General features: G+C 59.5%; 16 protein-coding genes. 11 read left to right on the top strand and 5 right to left on the bottom strand.

Annotation, left to right across the window (positions count from 1 at the left end; genetic code table 11):
• Positions 1–77: 77 nt before the first annotated feature.
• Positions 78–1,178, top strand: a complete 1,101-nt coding sequence (gbcB, locus tag ACA067_RS30440; RefSeq protein ID WP_497459771.1) for a glycine betaine monooxygenase reductase subunit — start codon at positions 78–80, stop codon at positions 1,176–1,178.
• Positions 1,179–1,305: 127 nt separating this feature from the next.
• Here gbcB and ACA067_RS30435 read toward each other — a convergent pair whose 3' ends face one another.
• The 3 genes from ACA067_RS30435 to ACA067_RS30425 all read right to left on the bottom strand — a co-directional run bounded on the left by ACA067_RS30435 (position 1,306) and on the right by ACA067_RS30425 (position 4,166).
• Positions 1,306–2,130, bottom strand: coding sequence for an SDR family oxidoreductase (locus tag ACA067_RS30435; RefSeq protein ID WP_497459770.1), 825 nt, complete (start codon positions 2,128–2,130; stop codon positions 1,306–1,308).
• Between the two features lie 217 nt (positions 2,131–2,347).
• Positions 2,348–2,881 (bottom strand): REP-associated tyrosine transposase, encoded by a 534-nt coding sequence (locus ACA067_RS30430; protein WP_497459769.1) that lies wholly within the window; start codon positions 2,879–2,881, stop codon positions 2,348–2,350.
• 244 nt (positions 2,882–3,125) lie between these two features.
• Positions 3,126–4,166: a threonine aldolase family protein gene (locus tag ACA067_RS30425; RefSeq protein ID WP_497459768.1), complete on the bottom strand. Its 1,041-nt coding sequence runs from the start codon at positions 4,164–4,166 to the stop codon at positions 3,126–3,128.
• Between the two features lie 131 nt (positions 4,167–4,297).
• Between ACA067_RS30425 and ACA067_RS30420 the strand changes: the two genes are divergently transcribed.
• The 8 genes from ACA067_RS30420 to fdhA all read left to right on the top strand — a co-directional run bounded on the left by ACA067_RS30420 (position 4,298) and on the right by fdhA (position 14,442).
• Positions 4,298–5,014 carry a TraX family protein gene (locus ACA067_RS30420; protein WP_497459767.1) on the top strand — a complete coding sequence of 239 codons (717 nt, stop codon included), beginning with the start codon at positions 4,298–4,300 and terminating at the stop codon, positions 5,012–5,014.
• A gap of 298 nt (positions 5,015–5,312) precedes the next feature.
• Positions 5,313–6,566 (top strand): serine hydroxymethyltransferase, encoded by a 1,254-nt coding sequence (gene glyA, locus ACA067_RS30415; protein WP_214379345.1) that lies wholly within the window; start codon positions 5,313–5,315, stop codon positions 6,564–6,566.
• Positions 6,567–6,589: 23 nt separating this feature from the next.
• The gene (locus tag ACA067_RS30410) at positions 6,590–7,840 is read left to right on the top strand and encodes a sarcosine oxidase subunit beta (protein ID WP_007947735.1); all 1,251 of its coding nucleotides are present in this window, start codon (positions 6,590–6,592) and stop codon (positions 7,838–7,840) included.
• Between the two features lie 14 nt (positions 7,841–7,854).
• Positions 7,855–8,184, top strand: a complete 330-nt coding sequence (locus ACA067_RS30405; RefSeq protein ID WP_008147095.1) for a sarcosine oxidase subunit delta — start codon at positions 7,855–7,857, stop codon at positions 8,182–8,184.
• Complete coding sequence (locus tag ACA067_RS30400) at positions 8,181–11,198, top strand: sarcosine oxidase subunit alpha (protein WP_497459766.1); 3,018 nt, start codon at positions 8,181–8,183, stop codon at positions 11,196–11,198. Before ACA067_RS30405 ends, ACA067_RS30400 begins: the two co-directional genes overlap by 4 nt.
• A gap of 193 nt (positions 11,199–11,391) precedes the next feature.
• Positions 11,392–12,024, top strand: coding sequence for a sarcosine oxidase subunit gamma (locus tag ACA067_RS30395; RefSeq protein WP_497459765.1), 633 nt, complete (start codon positions 11,392–11,394; stop codon positions 12,022–12,024).
• Positions 12,025–12,164: 140 nt separating this feature from the next.
• On the top strand, positions 12,165–13,022 hold the full coding sequence (gene purU / locus ACA067_RS30390) for a formyltetrahydrofolate deformylase (protein WP_497459764.1): 858 nt from the start codon (positions 12,165–12,167) through the stop codon (positions 13,020–13,022).
• A gap of 220 nt (positions 13,023–13,242) precedes the next feature.
• Positions 13,243–14,442 carry a formaldehyde dehydrogenase, glutathione-independent gene (fdhA, locus tag ACA067_RS30385; RefSeq protein WP_007947729.1) on the top strand — a complete coding sequence of 400 codons (1,200 nt, stop codon included), beginning with the start codon at positions 13,243–13,245 and terminating at the stop codon, positions 14,440–14,442.
• A gap of 161 nt (positions 14,443–14,603) precedes the next feature.
• On the opposite strand, the gene ACA067_RS30380 is transcribed toward fdhA, so the two are convergent.
• Entirely contained in the window at positions 14,604–15,560 is a 957-nt protein-coding gene (locus tag ACA067_RS30380; RefSeq protein ID WP_497459763.1) for an RHS repeat-associated core domain-containing protein, read from the bottom strand.
• Positions 15,561–15,841: 281 nt separating this feature from the next.
• Between ACA067_RS30380 and ACA067_RS30375 the strand changes: the two genes are divergently transcribed.
• The gene (locus tag ACA067_RS30375) at positions 15,842–16,396 is read left to right on the top strand and encodes a DUF2780 domain-containing protein (RefSeq protein ID WP_497459762.1); all 555 of its coding nucleotides are present in this window, start codon (positions 15,842–15,844) and stop codon (positions 16,394–16,396) included.
• Between the two features lies 1 nt (position 16,397).
• On the opposite strand, the gene yihG is transcribed toward ACA067_RS30375, so the two are convergent.
• The gene (gene yihG / locus ACA067_RS30370; protein ID WP_497459761.1) at positions 16,398–17,285 is read right to left on the bottom strand and encodes a 1-acylglycerol-3-phosphate O-acyltransferase, YihG family; all 888 of its coding nucleotides are present in this window, start codon (positions 17,283–17,285) and stop codon (positions 16,398–16,400) included.
• A gap of 231 nt (positions 17,286–17,516) precedes the next feature.
• Between yihG and rloA2 the strand changes: the two genes are divergently transcribed.
• Complete coding sequence (gene rloA2 / locus ACA067_RS30365; protein ID WP_497459760.1) at positions 17,517–18,023, top strand: retropepsin-like aspartic peptidase RloA2; 507 nt, start codon at positions 17,517–17,519, stop codon at positions 18,021–18,023.
• The last annotated feature ends 9 nt before the right edge of the window (positions 18,024–18,032 follow it).

Genomic DNA, 18,032 nt, shown 5'->3' with positions numbered 1-18,032 from the left:
GCAGATAGGTAAATGGGTGGTTCGCGGTATACGCAGAATCGCCAACATAAGGCCGACCATCGGCGGTGGAGAACAGCATGTCCAACAGCTTCCTGAATCCGGTAACCACCCAGACCTGGGCCAATGGTCGACACATCGTCCGTTGCGTCAAAGTCATCCAGGAAACCTGGGATGTGCGCACCTTCTGCTTCATGGCCGACCAGCCGATCCTGTTCTTCTTCAAACCGGGGCAGTTTGTCACCCTGGAGCTGGAAATCGACGGCGTGCCGATCATGCGCTCCTACACCATTTCCAGCTCGCCATCGGTGCCGTACAGCTTTTCGGTGACGATCAAGCGCGTGCCGGGCGGCAAGGTCTCCAACTGGTTGCACGATACCCTGCACGAAGGCCAGGAGCTGGCGGTGCACGGGCCGGTCGGGCTGTTCAACGCCATGGACTTCACTGCGCCGAAAGTGCTGTACCTCAGCGGCGGCGTCGGCATCACGCCGGTCATGTCCATGGCGCGCTGGTTCTACGACACCAACGGCAACGTCGACATGGTGTTCATCCACAGCGCCCGTTCGCCCAAAGACATCATCTACCACCGCGAGCTGGAACACATGGCCTCGCGGATCGACAACTTCAGCCTGCACCTGATCTGCGAGAAGCATGGTCTGGGTGAGCCATGGGCCGGTTACCGCGGTTACCTGAACCAGAAGATGCTTGAGTTGATGGCGCCGGACTTCCTTGAGCGCGAAGTGTTCTGCTGTGGCCCGACCCCGTACATGAACGCGGTGAAACGCATGCTCGAGACCATCGGTTTCGACATGTCGCGTTATCACGAAGAATCCTTCGGCGCGACGCCGCCGGAAGCCCGCGCCGATGCGGTGGAGCAGGCCGAAATCGCCGCTGACGCACCGGACATCGACGTGGCGGATTTGCATCAGGTGGAGTTCACGGCGTCGGGCAAAAGCATTCGTGTTGCACCGGGGGAAACCGTTCACGCCGCTGCTGCCAAGTTGGGCCTGTTGATTCCGAAAGCGTGCGGGATGGGGATCTGCGGCACCTGCAAGGTGTTGAAACTGGGTGGCGAGGTCGAAATGGACCACAACGGCGGGATCACCGAAGAAGACGAAGCCGAAGGGTTCATCCTGTCGTGCTGCAGCGTGCCGAAGGGCGACGTGCGCATCGAGTTCTAAACACGCCGCGTAACCTTGTGGGAGCGAGCTTGCTCGCGATAGCGGCAGGTCAGCCAATATTTAAGTTGAATGTACCGCCGTCATCGCGAGCAAGCTCGCTCCCACAGGTTGCGCGGTTGGCCGTTTTTCAATCCACAAACAAGTCCGGCATCAGCTTGTCGCTGCTGTCGGAGGCGAACCGATAGTGTTCGAATTCGGTTACACCGTTCTCCCGCAGTATTTCCTCATCGATCAACAACCGTCCGGTCAGGCTGCGTTCGGTGCTGCTCAGAATGATGTGGGCGGCATCCGCCATGATCTCCGGCGTACGTGCATGTTTAAAGGACTCGCGTGACCCCAGCTGAAATTCGATGGCGGCGGTGGCGATCATGGTCTGCGGCCACAGCGAGTTGACGCTGATGCCGTAGTTCTTGAATTCCTCGCTCATGCCGACGGTCAGCATGCTCATGCCGTATTTGGTCACGGTGTAGGGGCTGTACTGGGCGAACCATTTGCTCGCCAGGTTCAGCGGCGGCGACAGGTTGAGGATATGGCCGCTGCTCTTCTTCAGGTAAGGCAGGGCAGCCTGGCTGCACAGCAGCACGGCGCGGGTGTTGATCTGGTGCATCAGGTCGAAACGCTTGAGTTCGATGTGTTGCACACCGGTCAGCTTGATCGCGCCGGCGTTGTTGACCAGTGCATCGATGCCGCCGAAATGTTCGTTGGCCTGGGCCAGGGCGTCACGCACCGCGATTTCATCGCGCACATCCACTTGCAGGGCCAACGCCTTGCCACCTGCGGCTTCGACTTCCTGCGCCACGCTGAAAATCGTGCCCGGCAGCTTGGGGTGCGGCGCGGCGCTTTTGGCGGCAATCACAATGTTGGCCCCGTCCCGCGCGGCACGCAGCGCAATCTCGCGCCCGATCCCGCGGCTGGCGCCGGTAATGAACAGGGTTTTTCCTTGTAATGACATGCGTACACTCCTGATTATTATTGTCTGAGCGAATGGTAGACCACCCAGTGCTCATTGATCGTTCCCACGCTCTGCGTGGGAATGCAGCCCGTGACGCTCTGCGTCACAATCGGTATCTGATCTTGCACTAGCGGTGGAGCTGGAGCGCGGAGCGTCCCTGGAGACATTCCCACGCGGAGCGTGGGAACGATCCTGGTCGAGGGGAGTGACCATCGGTTTAGTACCACCGTTGAATCTCAATCAAACCCTCTTGGCCTGCGTAATCGCGGGCACTTGAATACCTCCAATGCTCCGGCAAATCCACGTACCCACGCTTCACGGGGTTGTAATGAATGTAATCCAGTTTCTGGCGCATCACTGTTTCGCTGTACACCATCTCTGCGTGTGAACCTTCCTGCCAAAGCTGATAAACACGATCCTTTTTGTGCGCTCGTTTACTGAAACGCAGGCGCTGCAATGCGCGCTCGGCACCTTTGCTTTGCAGATCGTCGATGATTTGTCGGGCGGTGAAGGACTTGAATTGACAGCGGCATTTGCTGAGATCTGGAGCCTCGGCAACAAAGTGCAGATGATTTTCCAGGACGACATAGCCGTACAGCTTTAGATCTTGATGGGTTTGTTGATAGCGCCAGCAATTGAGCAGATGGTTGACGATGTAGGGACGGATGAACAGCGGCAGCCATTCCATGAGGGTGCAGGTGAGGAAGTGGGGCTTGTCGGGTTCGGTGATGGTGTAGCGGCTTCGGCCCATGGGTGCATTCCTTTGCGAGGGAATGACTAGGGTGAGCGGGGTTGTGCGGTGGCGCTAGAGGAAAGTGCCGCAGATTCTGTGAGAAATTGCGACGTACCCGTAATGATTGTTCCCACGCTCTGCGTGGGAATGCAGCCGTGACGCTCTGCGTCACTAGCGGAGTATGGCGATGCAGTGAGGCTGGAACGCGGAGCGTCCCGGGAGGCATTCCCACGCGGAGCGTGGGAACGATCAGAAACGGACGTTACCGGGACATCACTTCGCGAATATCCGCCGCCAGTTCCCGCACACGCTCTTGTTCGGTATCCCACGAGCACATGAAGCGTGCGCCGCCGTTGCCGATGAAGGTGTAGAAGCGCCAGCCCTTGGCCGTCAATGCAGCGATTGCCGGTTCCGACAGTTGCAGGAATACGCCGTTGGCCTGCACCGGGAACATCAGTTCCACGCCTGGAATGTCGCTGACCAGTTCAGCCAGCAATTGCGCGCAATGGTTGGCGTGACGGGCGTATTTGAGCCAGGCGTCGTTTTCCAGGATCCCGACCCAAGGCGCCGACAGGAAGCGCATCTTTGAAGCCAGCTGGCCGGCCTGTTTGCAGCGGTAATCGAAGTCTTCAGCCAGTTTGTGGTTGAAGAACAGGATCGCCTCACCCACCGCCATGCCGTTTTTCGTGCCACCAAAACACAACACATCCACGCCGGCCTTCCAGGTCAGGTCTGCCGGCGAGCAGCCGAGGAATGCGCAGGCATTGGAGAACCGCGCGCCGTCCATGTGCAGGTTCAGGCCCAGCTCTTTGCAGGTGACGCTGATCGCGCGGATTTCTTCGGGGGTGTAGATGCTGCCGACTTCGGTGGCCTGGGTCAGGGTCACCACGCGGGGTTTCGGGTAGTGGATATCCTGGCGCTTGAGGGCGACTTCACGGATCGATTCCGGCGTCAGCTTGCCATTTTCGGTCCGCGCAACCAGCAACTTGGAGCCGTTGGAGAAGAACTCCGGGGCGCCGCATTCGTCGGTTTCGACGTGGGCGGTTTCCGAGCAGATCACACTGTGGTAACTCTGGCACAGCGACGACAGGGCCAGGGAGTTGGCGGCGGTGCCGTTGAAGGCGAAGAACACTTCGCAGTCGGTTTCGAACAATTTGCGGAATTGATCGGACGCGCGAGCGGTCCACTCATCGTCGCCGTAAGCGCGCTGGTGGCCGTGGTTGGCCTGTTCCATGGCAGCCCAGGCTTCAGGGCAGATACCGGAATAGTTGTCGCTGGCGAATTGTTGGCTCTTATCGGTCATGGCCGGCTTCCGTGGTCGAGACTCTTATGGTGAAGAGCATTCGTGGTCAATGATGGTGCGCACTTTACCGAAGATCGTCCGGGGAGCGCATGGGATGTTTCTGTCAGAAAAATACGGGATGACGGGCAATTATGCACATGACTCAACGCGACGGTGCACTGGATCTGCTCAAGTGGCTGGCGCTGTTGAGCATGGTGCTCGATCACCTGCGATATGTCGGTTATTCCGTCGATATTCTGTATGTTCCGGGCAGGTTGGCGTTCCCGTGGTTCTGTCTGGCGATGGCGGCCAATCTGTCGCGAGCTGATAGCGTAAGGACCGATGTCCAGTGGCGTTATCTGGGGTGGTTGCTGCTGTTTAGCGCCATTAGCGAAATACCCTACCGAATGTTCATCCCTGATCCCGACACCTTGAATGTGTTGCCCACGCTGGCCCTGGGCCTGTTGGTGGCGCGTGGCTGGCGGCAACCGCTGCTGCAATCGCGACTGCTGGCGGTCGCTTCCGTGGTGTTGGCAGCGCTGTTCCCGGAACGATTGATGTTCGGTTTTTTCGGCGTGCTGTTGCCGTTGGCGATGCTGTTGGTCATCAGGCGGCCCTGGTATTTTTGCCTGTTGCCGGGGCTGGTGTGCGTCGCTGCCAATCAATGGGAAGTGCTGTATTACTCCGCCCGACTCGGCAACGGTGCGGCGATCCTTGGCTTCGCCGCTTGTCTGATCGCGCCATTGCTGGGGCTGGTCTTATTGCGACATGCCAGACATCTCAAGCCCCCGCCAATGCGGCGTTGGGCGTATGCGCTCTATCCATTGCATTTTCTCGTGCTGTTACTCGTTCGCAAGATCGTCGCTTAACCCTGTGGGAGCGGGCTTGCCCGCGATGGCGTCATAACATTCAGCATTAATGGCGACTGATCCACCGCTATCGCGGGCAAGTCGAATCGTCGCACCGCCGCTCCCACAAGGTTCTCTGCTGAATTGGAGAGTGTGTTTGGCATGCCATCTCCCGCCATGTCGTAAACGCACCTTTGCGTGGCGTCCGTAGGCATTTGGCCTGTCTGCGCCGGTCATACCATCGCATTCAAAGGGCACTGCCGAAAGGTACGTGCCTCACCGAGACGAATGGCGCACCACCGCCGCTGGGAGAGACGCGATGTTCAGCAAGCAAGACCAGATCAAAGGCTACGACGATGCACTGCTGGCGGCGATGAATGCCGAGGAGCAACGCCAGGAAGATCACATCGAGCTGATCGCGTCAGAGAACTACACCAGCAAACGCGTGATGGAAGCGCAAGGCAGCGGCCTGACCAACAAATATGCCGAAGGCTACCCGGGCAAGCGCTACTACGGTGGCTGCGAGCACGTCGACAAGGTTGAAGCGCTGGCCATCGAACGCGCCAAGCAACTGTTCGGCGCCGACTATGCCAACGTGCAGCCGCACTCCGGTTCCTCGGCCAACAGCGCCGTTTACCTGGCCCTGTTGCAAGCCGGCGACACCATTCTCGGCATGAGCCTGGCCCACGGCGGTCACCTGACCCACGGCGCCAAAGTGTCGTCCTCAGGCAAGCTGTACAACGCCGTGCAGTACGGCATCGACACCAAGACCGGGCTGATCGACTACGACGAAGTCGAGCGCCTGGCTGTCGAATGCAAACCGAAGATGATCGTCGCCGGCTTCTCTGCTTACTCCAAGACCCTCGACTTCCCACGTTTCCGTCAGATCGCCGATAAGGTCGGAGCGCTGCTGTTTGTCGACATGGCTCACGTCGCAGGTCTGGTCGCTGCCGGCCTGTACCCGAACCCGCTGCCGTACGCCGATGTGGTCACCACCACCACCCACAAGACCCTGCGCGGTCCGCGTGGCGGCCTGATCCTGTGCAAGTCCAACGAAGAAATCGAGAAGAAGCTCAACGCGGCAGTCTTCCCCGGTGCCCAGGGCGGCCCGCTGATGCACGTGATCGCTGGTAAAGCGGTGTGCTTCAAGGAAGCGCTGGAGCCAGGTTTCAAGGCTTACCAGCAACAAGTGATCGACAACGCCCAGGCCATGGCCGGCGTATTTATCAAACGCGGCTACGATGTAGTGTCCGGCGGCACCGATAACCACCTGTTCCTGGTCAGCCTGATTCGTCAGGGCCTCACCGGTAAAGAGGCGGACGCAGCACTCGGTCGCGCCCACATCACCGTGAACAAGAATGCTGTGCCGAACGATCCACAGTCACCGTTCGTGACCTCCGGCCTGCGCATCGGCACCCCGGCGGTGACCACTCGCGGCTTCAAGGTTACCCAGTGCGTCACGCTTGCCGGCTGGATCTGCGACATCCTCGACAACCTCGGCGACGCCGATGTCGAGGCCAATGTTGCGCAGCAAGTTTCAGCCCTGTGCGCGGACTTCCCGGTTTATCGCTGAGCGCGGTTTTGGAGTAAATGACTATGCAACGCTATTCGGGCTTCGGCCTCTTCAAACACTCCCTCAGCCATCACGAAAACTGGCAGAAGATGTGGCGCACGCCGACCCCGAAAAAGGTCTATGACGTGGTCATCGTCGGCGGTGGCGGGCATGGTCTGGCGACCGCCTACTACCTGGCCAAGGAACACGGCATCACCAACGTGGCCGTGGTCGAGAAAGGCTGGCTGGGCGGCGGTAACACCGCGCGCAACACCACCATCGTTCGCTCCAACTACCTGTGGGACGAGTCGGCGCACCTGTACGAACACGCGATGAAACTGTGGGAAGGCCTGTCCCAGGACCTGAACTACAACGTGATGTTCTCCCAGCGTGGCGTTTACAACCTGTGCCACACCCTGCAAGACATTCGTGATTCCGAGCGTCGGGTCAGCGCCAACCGCCTCAACGGCGTGGATGGCGAACTGCTCGATGCCAAACAAGTGGCCGACGAGATTCCGTACCTCGACTGCTCCAAGAACACGCGCTACCCGGTGATGGGCGCCACCGTCCAGCGTCGCGGCGGCGTAGCCCGTCACGATGCCGTGGCCTGGGGCTTTGCCCGTGCCGCTGACGCCTTGGGCGTCGACCTGATCCAGCAGACCGAAGTGATCGGCTTCCGCAAGGAAAACGGCGTGTGCATCGGTGTTGAAACCAACAAGGGTTTCATCGGCGCCAAGCGCGTCGGCGTAGTGACGGCGGGTAACTCCGGGCACATGGCCAAACTCGCCGGTTTCCGTCTGCCGATCGAATCCCACCCGCTGCAAGCGCTGGTGTCCGAGCCGATCAAGCCGATTATCGACAGCGTGATCATGTCCAACGCCGTACACGGTTACATCAGCCAGTCCGACAAGGGCGACCTGGTGATCGGCGCCGGTATCGACGGCTACAACGGCTACGGCCAGCGTGGTTCGTACCCGGTGATCGAGCACACCATCCAGGCCATCGTCGAGATGTTCCCGGTGTTGTCCCGCGTGCGCATGAACCGGCAGTGGGGCGGCATCGTCGACACCACGCCGGATGCCTGCCCGATCATCTCGAAAACCCCGGTCCCGAACATGTTCTTCAACTGCGGTTGGGGCACCGGTGGCTTCAAGGCAACACCTGGCTCGGGCAACGTATTTGCCGCGAGCCTGGCCAAGGGTGAAATGCACCCATTGGCCGCACCTTTCTCCATCGACCGTTTCCACAACGGTGCGTTGATCGATGAACACGGCGCTGCTGCGGTTGCCCACTAACAGGAGAAATCCCCATGTTGCATATCTTCTGTCCTCACTGCGGCGAACTGCGCTCCGAAGAGGAATTCCACGCATCCGGCCAGGCGCACATCCCGCGTCCACTGGATCCGACCAACTGCACCGACGAGGAGTGGGGCGACTACATGTTCTTCCGCGACAACCCTCGCGGTCTGCACCACGAGCTGTGGGATCACGTCGCCGGTTGCCGTCAGTACTTCAACGCCACCCGTGACACCGTGACCTACGAGATTCTCGAAACCTACAAGATCGGCACCAAGCCACAATTCACCGACAAGACCGATAGCCCGAAAGCGGCCGCCACGGCTCTGGGAGAGAAGGTATGAGCCAGATCAATCGCCTGTCCAACGGCGGACGGATCGACCGCAACAAAGTGTTGAGCTTCACCTTCAACGGCCAGAACTACAAAGGCTTTGAAGGCGACTCCCTGGCCGCAGCCCTGATCGCCAACGGTGTGGATATCATCGGGCGCAGCTTCAAGTATTCACGTCCGCGCGGCATCTTCGCCGCCGGTGCCGAAGAGCCGAACGCGGTGCTGCAGATCGGTGCGACCGAAGCCACACAAATCCCGAACGTGCGCGCCACACAACAAGCGCTGTACCAAGGCCTGGTCGCCACCAGCACCAACGGCTGGCCGAGCGTGAACAACGACATGATGGGGATTCTCGGCAAGGTCGGCGGCAAGCTGATGCCGCCGGGCTTCTACTACAAAACCTTCATGTACCCGCAATCGTTCTGGATGACTTACGAGAAGTACATTCGTAAGGCTGCCGGTCTTGGCCGTTCGCCGACCGAGAACGACCCTGACACCTACGACTACATGAACCAGCATTGCGACGTGCTGATCGTCGGCGCTGGCCCGGCAGGCCTGGCCGCTGCACTGGCAGCCGCTCGCAGCGGTGCTCGTGTGATCCTCGCCGATGAGCAGGAAGAGTTCGGCGGCAGCCTGCTCGACTCCCGCGAAAGCCTCGACGGCAAGCCTGCCACCGAGTGGGTCGCCAGCGTCATCGCCGAACTGAAAGACACCCCGGACGTGCTGCTGTTGCCGCGCGCCACAGTCAACGGTTACCACGACCATAACTTCCTGACCATTCACGAGCGTCTGACCGATCACCTCGGCGATCGCGCCCCGATTGGCCAGGTCCGTCAGCGCATCCACCGCGTTCGCGCCAAGCGTGTGGTGCTGGCGACCGGCGCTCACGAGCGTCCACTGGTTTACGGCAACAACGACGTGCCGGGCAACATGCTCGCCGGCGCTGTGTCGACTTACGTACGTCGTTACGGCGTGGCACCGGGTAAAAAACTGGTGCTGTCGACCAACAACGACCACGCCTACCGCGTTGCTCTGGATTGGCTCGACGCCAGCCTGCAAGTCGTGGCGATCGCTGACGCCCGCAGCAATCCGCGCGGTGCACTGGTTGAAGAAGCTCGAGCCAAAGGCATCCGAATCCTGACCGGCAGCGCCGTGATCGAGGCCCGCGGCACCAAGCGCGTGACCGCTGCTCGCGTGGCGGCGATCGATGTCAAGGCGCACGCCGTCACCAGTCCTGGTGAGTGGCTTGAGTGCGACCTGGTCGTCAGTTCCGGCGGTTACAGCCCGGTGGTTCACCTGGCATCGCATCTGGGCGGCAAGCCGATCTGGCGCGATGACATCCTCGGTTTCGTACCGGGCGAAGCACCGCAGAAACGCGTGTGTGTCGGTGGCATCAACGGCGTCTACGGTCTCGGCGATTCCCTGGCCGATGGTTTCGAAGGTGGCGCTCGCGCGGCCAGCGAAGCTGGTTTCAGTGTGGTCGAAGGCACCTTGCCTAAAGCCCTGAGCCGTGTTGAAGAGCCGACGCTGGCCCTGTTCCAGGTGCCTCATGAAAAGAACTCTGCGCGTGCGCCGAAGCAATTCGTTGACTTCCAGAACGACGTCACCGCTGGCGGCATCGAACTGGCGACCCGTGAAGGCTTCGAGTCGGTCGAGCACGTCAAACGCTACACCGCACTGGGCTTCGGCACCGATCAGGGCAAGCTCGGCAACGTCAACGGCCTGGCCATCGCCGCCCGTTCACTGAACGTGACCATCCCGCAGATGGGCACCACCATGTTCCGTCCGAACTACACGCCGGTCACCTTCGGCGCCGTGGCCGGCCGTCACTGTGGGCACATCTTCGAGCCGGTTCGCTTCACCGCGCTGCATCACTGGCACGTGAAGAACGGCGCCGAGTTCGAAGACGTCGGGCAATGGAAACGTCCGTGGTACTTCCCGAAAAACGGTGAAGGCCTGCATACCGCGGTCAAGCGCGAATGCAAAGCCGTGCGCGACAGCGTCGGCCTGCTGGACGCTTCGACCCTGGGCAAGATCGACATCCAGGGCCCGGATTCCCGTGAGTTCCTCAACCGCATCTACACCAACGCCTGGACCAAGCTCGACGTGGGCAAGGCGCGCTACGGCCTGATGTGCAAAGAAGACGGCATGGTATTCGACGATGGCGTAACCGCCTGTCTCGCCGACAACCACTTCGTGATGACCACCACCACCGGCGGCGCTGCACGCGTGCTGCAATGGCTGGAAATCTACCACCAGACCGAATGGCCGGACCTGAAGGTGTACTTCACCTCCGTGACGGATCACTGGGCGACCATGACCCTGTCCGGGCCGAACAGCCGCAAGCTGCTCAGCGAAGTCACCGACATCGACCTGAGCAACGAAGCCTTCCCGTTCATGACCTGGAAAGAAGGTGTGGTCGGCGGTGTGCCGGCGCGGGTATTCCGGATTTCGTTTACCGGTGAACTGTCGTACGAAGTCAACGTGCAGGCCGACTATGCGATGGGTGTCCTGGAAAAAATTGTTGATGCTGGCAAGAAGTACAACCTGACGCCATATGGCACCGAAACCATGCACGTGCTGCGGGCCGAGAAGGGTTTCATCATCGTAGGGCAGGACACTGACGGGTCGATGACGCCGGATGACCTGAACATGGGCTGGTGTGTCGGTCGCACTAAACCGTTCTCATGGATCGGCCAGCGTGGCATGAACCGTGAAGACTGCGTGCGTGATCAACGCAAGCAATTGGTTGGCCTGAAGCCGATCGATCCGACCAAATGGCTGCCGGAAGGTGCACAGCTGGTGTTCAACACCAAGCAAGCGATCCCGATGAGCATGGTCGGTCACGTGACTTCCAGCTATCTGCACAACTCCCTGGGCTATTCGTTTGCCATGGGTGTGGTCAAAGGCGGCTTGAAGCGTATCGGTGAGCGTGTGTTCGCACCGCTGGCGGATGGCAGCGTGATCGAGGCGGAAATCGTTTCTTCGGTGTTCTTCGATCCAAAGGGTGATCGCCAGAACGTGTAGTCACTCCGGGTCCTGTGGGCGCGCCGCCAAACCGCGTCGTCTGCATCGCGAGCAAGCTCGCTCCCACAGGATTGCAGTGACTCGCGAAGTTTGTGTCAGGCATCAATCCACTGTGGGAGCGAGCTTGCTCGCGATGGCGGCAGAACAGCCTCCACAAGGTATTGAACCAACAGAATTCAGGAACAGGTGCTTTATGACCGCAGCCAATGTGTACCAACAACGCCCAACCACCGGGGCCAAGGCCGAGTCGTCGCTGCATCATGCCGACCTCGCCAGCCTGGTGGGCAAGGGCCGTAAAAGCGCCGGCGTGATCGTGCGTGAGAAAAAACTCCTCGGCCACCTGACCATTCGTGGCGATGGCCACGATGCGGCCTTCGCCGCTGGCGTGCACAAGGCCCTCGGCATCGAATTGCCGGGTGCGCTGACCGTCATCGTCAAAGGCGAAACCAGCCTGCAATGGATGGGGCCGGATGAATGGTTGCTGATCGTCCCGACCGGCGAAGAATTCGCCGTAGAGAAAAAACTGCGTGAAGCGCTGGGCAACCTGCACATCGCCATCGTCAACGTCAGCGGCGGTCAGCAGCTCCTCGAACTGAGCGGCCCGAACGTGCGCCAGGTGCTGATGAAATCCACCAGCTACGACGTGCATCCCAACAGCTTCCCGGTCGGCAAGGCGGTGGGCACGGTGTTTGCCAAATCGCAACTGATGATCCGCCATACCGGCGAAGACACCTGGGAACTGCTGATCCGTCGCAGCTTCTCGGATTACTGGTGGTTGTGGTTGCAGGATGCGGCTGCCGAATACGGCCTCAGCGTTCAGGCCTGACACGGATGATCGTTCCCACGCTCTGCGTGGGAATGCATCCCGGGACGCTCCGCGTCCCAAAAGCGGACGCAGAGCGTCCATGGCGGCGTTCCCACGCAGAGCGTGGGAACGATCAGTTTCGCTACAGGAGTCACCGCACTATGAGCCGCGCCCCAGACACATGGATTCTGACCGCCGACTGCCCAAGCGTCCTCGGCACCGTGGACGCGGTGACCCGCTTTCTGTTCGAGCAGGGCTGCTACGTCACCGAACACCACTCCTTCGATGACCGGCTCTCGGGCCGTTTCTTCATCCGCGTGGAGTTCCGCCAGCCCGACGGCTTCGACGAACAAGCCTTCCGCGCCGGTCTGGCCGAACGCGCTGAAGCCTTCGGCATGATCTTCGAACTGACCGCGCCGAACTACCGGCCGAAAGTGGTGATCATGGTCTCCAAGGCCGATCACTGCCTCAACGACTTGCTCTACCGCCAGCGCATCGGCCAGTTGTCCATGGATGTGGCCGCCGTGGTGTCGAACCACCCTGACCTCAAGCCGTTGGCAGACTGGCACCAGATTCCCTACTACCATTTCCCGCTGGACCCGAACGACAAGCCGTCCCAGGAGCGCCAGGTCTGGCAAGTGATCGAAGAGTCCGGCGCCGAGCTGGTGATCCTTGCGCGTTACATGCAAGTCCTGTCGCCAGAGCTGTGTCGCAAACTCGACGGAAAAGCGATCAACATCCACCACTCCCTGCTGCCGGGTTTCAAAGGCGCCAAACCGTATCACCAGGCCTACAACAAGGGTGTGAAACTGGTCGGCGCCACGGCGCACTACATCAACAACGACCTGGACGAAGGCCCGATCATCGCCCAGGGCGTGGAGGCTGTGGACCACAGTCATTACCCCGAAGATCTGATCGCCAAGGGGCGGGATATCGAAGGGCTGACCTTGGCGCGGGCCGTGGGTTATCACATTGAACGACGGGTGTTTTTGAACGCGAATCGCACGGTCGTTCTTTAGATCGCTATCGTCGGAACGCCGCCCGGAGCAAGCTCGCTCCCACAGGGTTTTGTGTCGTTCGCAGACCTTGTGTACACCCCGATCCACCGTGGGAGCGAGCTTGCTCGCGATGGCGGCATAACAAACAACGCAAGACACACAGGCAATAACCCGAGCAAACAACGCGCCGCCGATCCCGGGCGACGCGGCTATTACATAAAAACAACAGCGAGGTGAAAGCATGTCTGGCAATCGTGGTGTGGTGTATCTCGGCAATGGCAAAGTCGAAATACAGAAAATCGACTATCCAAAAATGCAGGACCCGCGCGGCAGGAAGATTAACCACGCTGTCATCCTGCGTGTGGTTTCCACCAACATCTGTGGTTCCGATCAGCACATGGTGCGCGGTCGTACCACCGCCCAGACCGGTCTGGTGCTGGGCCACGAGATCACCGGTGAAGTGATCGAGAAGGGCAGCGACGTCGAAAACCTGCAAATCGGCGACCTGGTGTCCGTTCCGTTCAACGTGGCTTGCGGGCGCTGCCGTTCCTGCAAGGAAATGCACACCGGCGTCTGCCTCAGCGTCAACCCTGCCCGTCCGGGGGGTGCCTATGGCTATGTCGACATGGGCGACTGGACCGGTGGCCAGGCCGAATACGCCATGGTGCCGTACGCCGACTTCAATCTGCTGAAACTGCCGGATCGCGATCGTGCCATGGAAAAAATCCGTGACCTGACCTGCCTCTCCGACATCCTGCCCACCGGTTACCACGGCGCAGTGACTGCCGGCGTTGGCCCGGGCAGCACCGTATACATCGCCGGTGCCGGCCCCGTCGGCCTGGCCGCTGCCGCTTCCGCTCGCCTGCTGGGCGCGGCCGTGGTGATCATCGGTGACGTCAACACCGTCCGCCTGGCACACGCCAAGGCCCAGGGTTTTGAAATCGCCGACCTGTCCCTGGATACCCCGCTGCACGAACAGATTGCCGCACTGCTGGGCGAACCGGAAGTGGATTGCGCCGTCGACGCCGTAGGCTTCGAAGCGCGCGGTCACGGTCATGACGGTGTGAAACACGAAGCGCCGGCTACCGTGCTCAACTCGCTGATGGGCGTGGTTCGGGTGGCTGGCAAGATCGGTATCCCTGGCCTCTACGTCACTGAAGATCCAGGTGCTGTGGACGCCGCTGCGAAAATGGGCAGCCTGAGCATTCGCTTCGGTCTGGGCTGGGCCAAATCCCACAGCTTCCACACCGGGCAGACGCCTGTGATGAAGTACAACCGTCAGTTGATGCAGGCGATCATGTGGGATCGTATTCATATTGCTGACATTGTTGGGGTCGAGGTGATCAGCCTGGATGATGCACCACGTGGGTATGGCGAGTTCGATGCGGGCGTGCCGAAGAAGTTTGTGATTGATCCGCATAAGTTGTTTAGTGCGGCGTAAGAAATTCACATAAAAGCAAAGGGCGACGTAATGTCGCCCTTTTCATCTTTTTTTAGATCAGGTCTGCCTACTGGCAGAACTGATAGGAAAGGGGATTTGAGCCGGATAGCCTCGCCCTTTCTTGTTGCGATTCAAGCTTGTTGAACGGGAATACTTGCATTTCACTCTTCGCGAATGTCATTCCTTGATTGAGCGGGTGCTGGCTTCGACGAAAGTTCATGTTGATATTTTAATGTTCTTTTGTCTCTAACGTTTATTTCGATTCTCAACAGTTCCGAATGGTTCTTGCTTGGTGATTCCCCAAGCGAACCGATCAGTTGTTTAACTGCCCTTTGCTCTCGTGTTATGAGAGCTCGGGTGGCCGATTCGAAGAGGACGTCAGCCTGCTTGGGCGCCGGAGAGGTCCTCTCGATATTGTTTGATGGAAGTCGTTGATCGAGTCGGGGGTGAGGGGGGCTCATTTGATTGGATTTTGTTGGGACGGTTTTTTTATAGGTGCCTACAAGAAAGTCTTTCGTCGCGGCTGGACTCACGTTCTTTTTAACAGACGGAGGTGAGCTCCAGAATTTCATTTTCCTGAGTATGTCTAAAAAGAATGCATGTCCAGTCGGATCGTTTCTATTTACCGGATCCCTCGCACAATACGCATATGCATTCAATCCGCCTTCCCCAAACGGGCTCCAACTGTCCGGACTGGTAAAACACATCAACACAGGGTTAAACGGCCGATAACCATTGCCCAGCAGGTACCATCCCATCACAGGATCAGGCCGTTCGCCATTGAACCCGAGCAAACCGCCTTTCGGTAAACGATGGCCGTAAGGTGTGTAGGCGAAGGAACGAGATGACGTTGCGTCGAGTTCTTTCAACACCGAACGTTGGTGATCGGTGGCGAGCAAGGTTGTTTTTGCGCTGCCCTTCTGTCGCTGTTGCTGCGCCAGCAATTGATCGTCGTGCTGCATGATGGAACGCTGCACCGCGCCTTGAATCTCGGTGGCCAAGCGGTCTTTAAGGTAGAAGCGTTGGGTGATGGCTTGCTCTGATGGTCTGCAATCAACTAGTCGATCCAGTGGGTCGTAGTGATAGCGGCACAGCAGGGTTTCGCGACGGGTATGCATGGGCAGCGCTCCTGAAAAATCCGTCGATTCAGGGGACTACTGTCCCGCATTCGGCCACTTCTGCCTACTAGCAGAACTGATAGTGTCGCTGGGTAGTCGTGAGTGTTCAGGCCTCGCCAGTAAAACCATTCATCGCGAGGCTTTCGTGGTTTCACATTTTGCCAACGCGAACGGGGCTAAAAATGGATGCAGCGTCGAGGAACATGCCGGGGAATACCCGGTCAAACCGGCAGTTTTTCCGTCTATACACAGACGGTTTCATGGCACAAGAGGATGTCTGGATGAAGATTTTACGCGGTTTTGCACTGGCATCGCTCATGACCCTGGCGGCCAGCCCGGTCTTTGCTCAGTTCAGTCTGAATGACGCGGCTAATGCCATTTCCGGCATGAAAGGCGGTAACGCCGCCGCAGCGGCCGCGCCGTCGTCGGAGACTGCCGGCCTGCTGAGTGCGCTCAGCCAATTGAACGTGACACCACAACAGGCCGTTGGTGGCACCAGCGCGATGCTTGGGTTGGCGAAGAATCAATTGAGCTCGACCGACTATTCGGAACTGGCCAAAAGCGTACCGGGGATCGACAAGTTGTCGGGTGGCGGTGAACTGGGCGCCCTCGCCGGGTTGCTCGGTTCGTCTGGCAAGTCGGCCGGCCTGGACAACGCCTTGGGCGCCGTCAAGGACACCAACGACCTGAACAACGCCTTCAGCGCCTTGGGCATGGACACTGGCATGATCGGCCAGTTTGCTCCGTTGATCCTGCAATACTTCGGTCAGCAGGGCGTCGGCGGTTCGCTGCTGCAAAGCCTGGGCGGAATCTGGGGCACCGGCACCGGCAGCTGATTCAGCGGCGCTCGGCACGCAAGGTGTCGATGCGCTGGTCCTTTTCGATCCAGAGCTGGTTGACCCAGTTCTGGACGGTTTCGCGGAACAGCGGATCGTTTTCGTAATCGTCCTGCCATAGCGCGGGGTCGAGTTCGCGGGTCTTGATGTCGATGATCACCCTAGGCACGTTGCCGCTGATCAAGTCCCAGAACCCCGGAATCGGCTGCTGCGGGTACACCACCGTCACATCGAGAATGGCGTCCAGCTGTTCGCCCATCGCCGCCAGCACAAAGGCCACGCCACCCGCCTTGGGTTGGAGCAGATGGGTGAAGGGTGATTGCTGCTGAGTGCTCTTCGCCGAGGTGAACCGAGTGCCTTCCAGATAATTGACCACCGTCACCGGCTGACGCTTGAACAGCTCGCATGCCGCTTTGGTGATCTCCAGATCCTTGCCGGCCAGCTCCGGGTTCTTCGCCAGGAAGGCCTTGGTATAGCGCTTCATGAACGGGTAATCCAGTGCCCACCAGGCCAGTCCCAGGAACGGCACCCAGATCAATTCTTTCTTGAGGAAGAATTTGAAGAACGGCGTCCGTCGATTCAAGGTCTGGATCAGCGCCGGGATATCGACCCAGGATTGATGGTTGCTGATCACCAGGTACGAGGTGTCGCAGCGCAGGTCATCGCCGCCGCGAATGTCCCATTGGGTGGGGATGCACAGGTGGAAAATCAGCTTGTCGATCTCGGCCCAGGTCTCGGCAATCCACATCACCGTCCCTGAGGCGTAATCGCGAAGACGCCCGGGCAGGATCAGTTTGAGCAAGGCAAACACCATCAGCGGCCCGAACAGGACCAGGGTGTTGAGCAACAGTAGCAGGGTAACGAAACAGCCGGTGAGCAGGCGGCGCATAGATAACTCTTGAAAGCGTTTGGGCGCGCCATGATAGGCAGCTTCGGCCGAGAGGCCAAATCGGCGGTGACAAATGTTTCACCTTGGCAGCGGTATGATCCCAAGGGTGTACACCATCCCAATGTAGGAGCTGCCGCAGGCTGCGATCTTTTGATCTTCAACCACACCGAACGAATTCAAAGGTAACGGTCTAAAACCCCATTGCCCCAACTCCCCAAGGAAGCCCATTACGTGAAATCCCTCCTTGCACTGCTCTCCCTGGTGGCCCTGCCAATCCTGGCCGCCGAGCCGACCCTGTACGGGCGCTACGAATACATCGCGCTGCCGGAAATCGGCGGCGAAGTGCTCAAGGCCAAAATGGACACCGGCGCCCTCACCGCGTCGCTGTCGGCCAAGGACATCGAAACCTTCACCCGCGATGGCGACGAGTGGGTACGCTTCCGCCTTGGCACCAAGGACGCGAGCAACAAGGTCTACGAACACAAGGTCGCGCGGATCAGCAAGATCAAGACCCGCTCGGAAGAAGGCGACGATGACGACGACGAAGTCGCACCCACCAAGCGGCCAGTGGTTGATCTGGAGTTGTGCCTGGGTAACGTCAAGCGCACGGTTGAGGTCAATCTGACCGACCGCAGCAGCTTTAACTATCCGTTGTTGATTGGAGCCAAGGCGTTGCGTGAGTTTGGCGCGGCGGTGAATCCGGCTCGGCGGTTTACGGCGGATAAGCCGGATTGTTGATTTGCACCC

This window comes from Pseudomonas sp. LBUM1674, from assembly GCF_059695635.1.
Note: the sequence above shows the minus strand (reverse complement) of the source record. Positions and strands in the feature narration are given on the sequence as shown.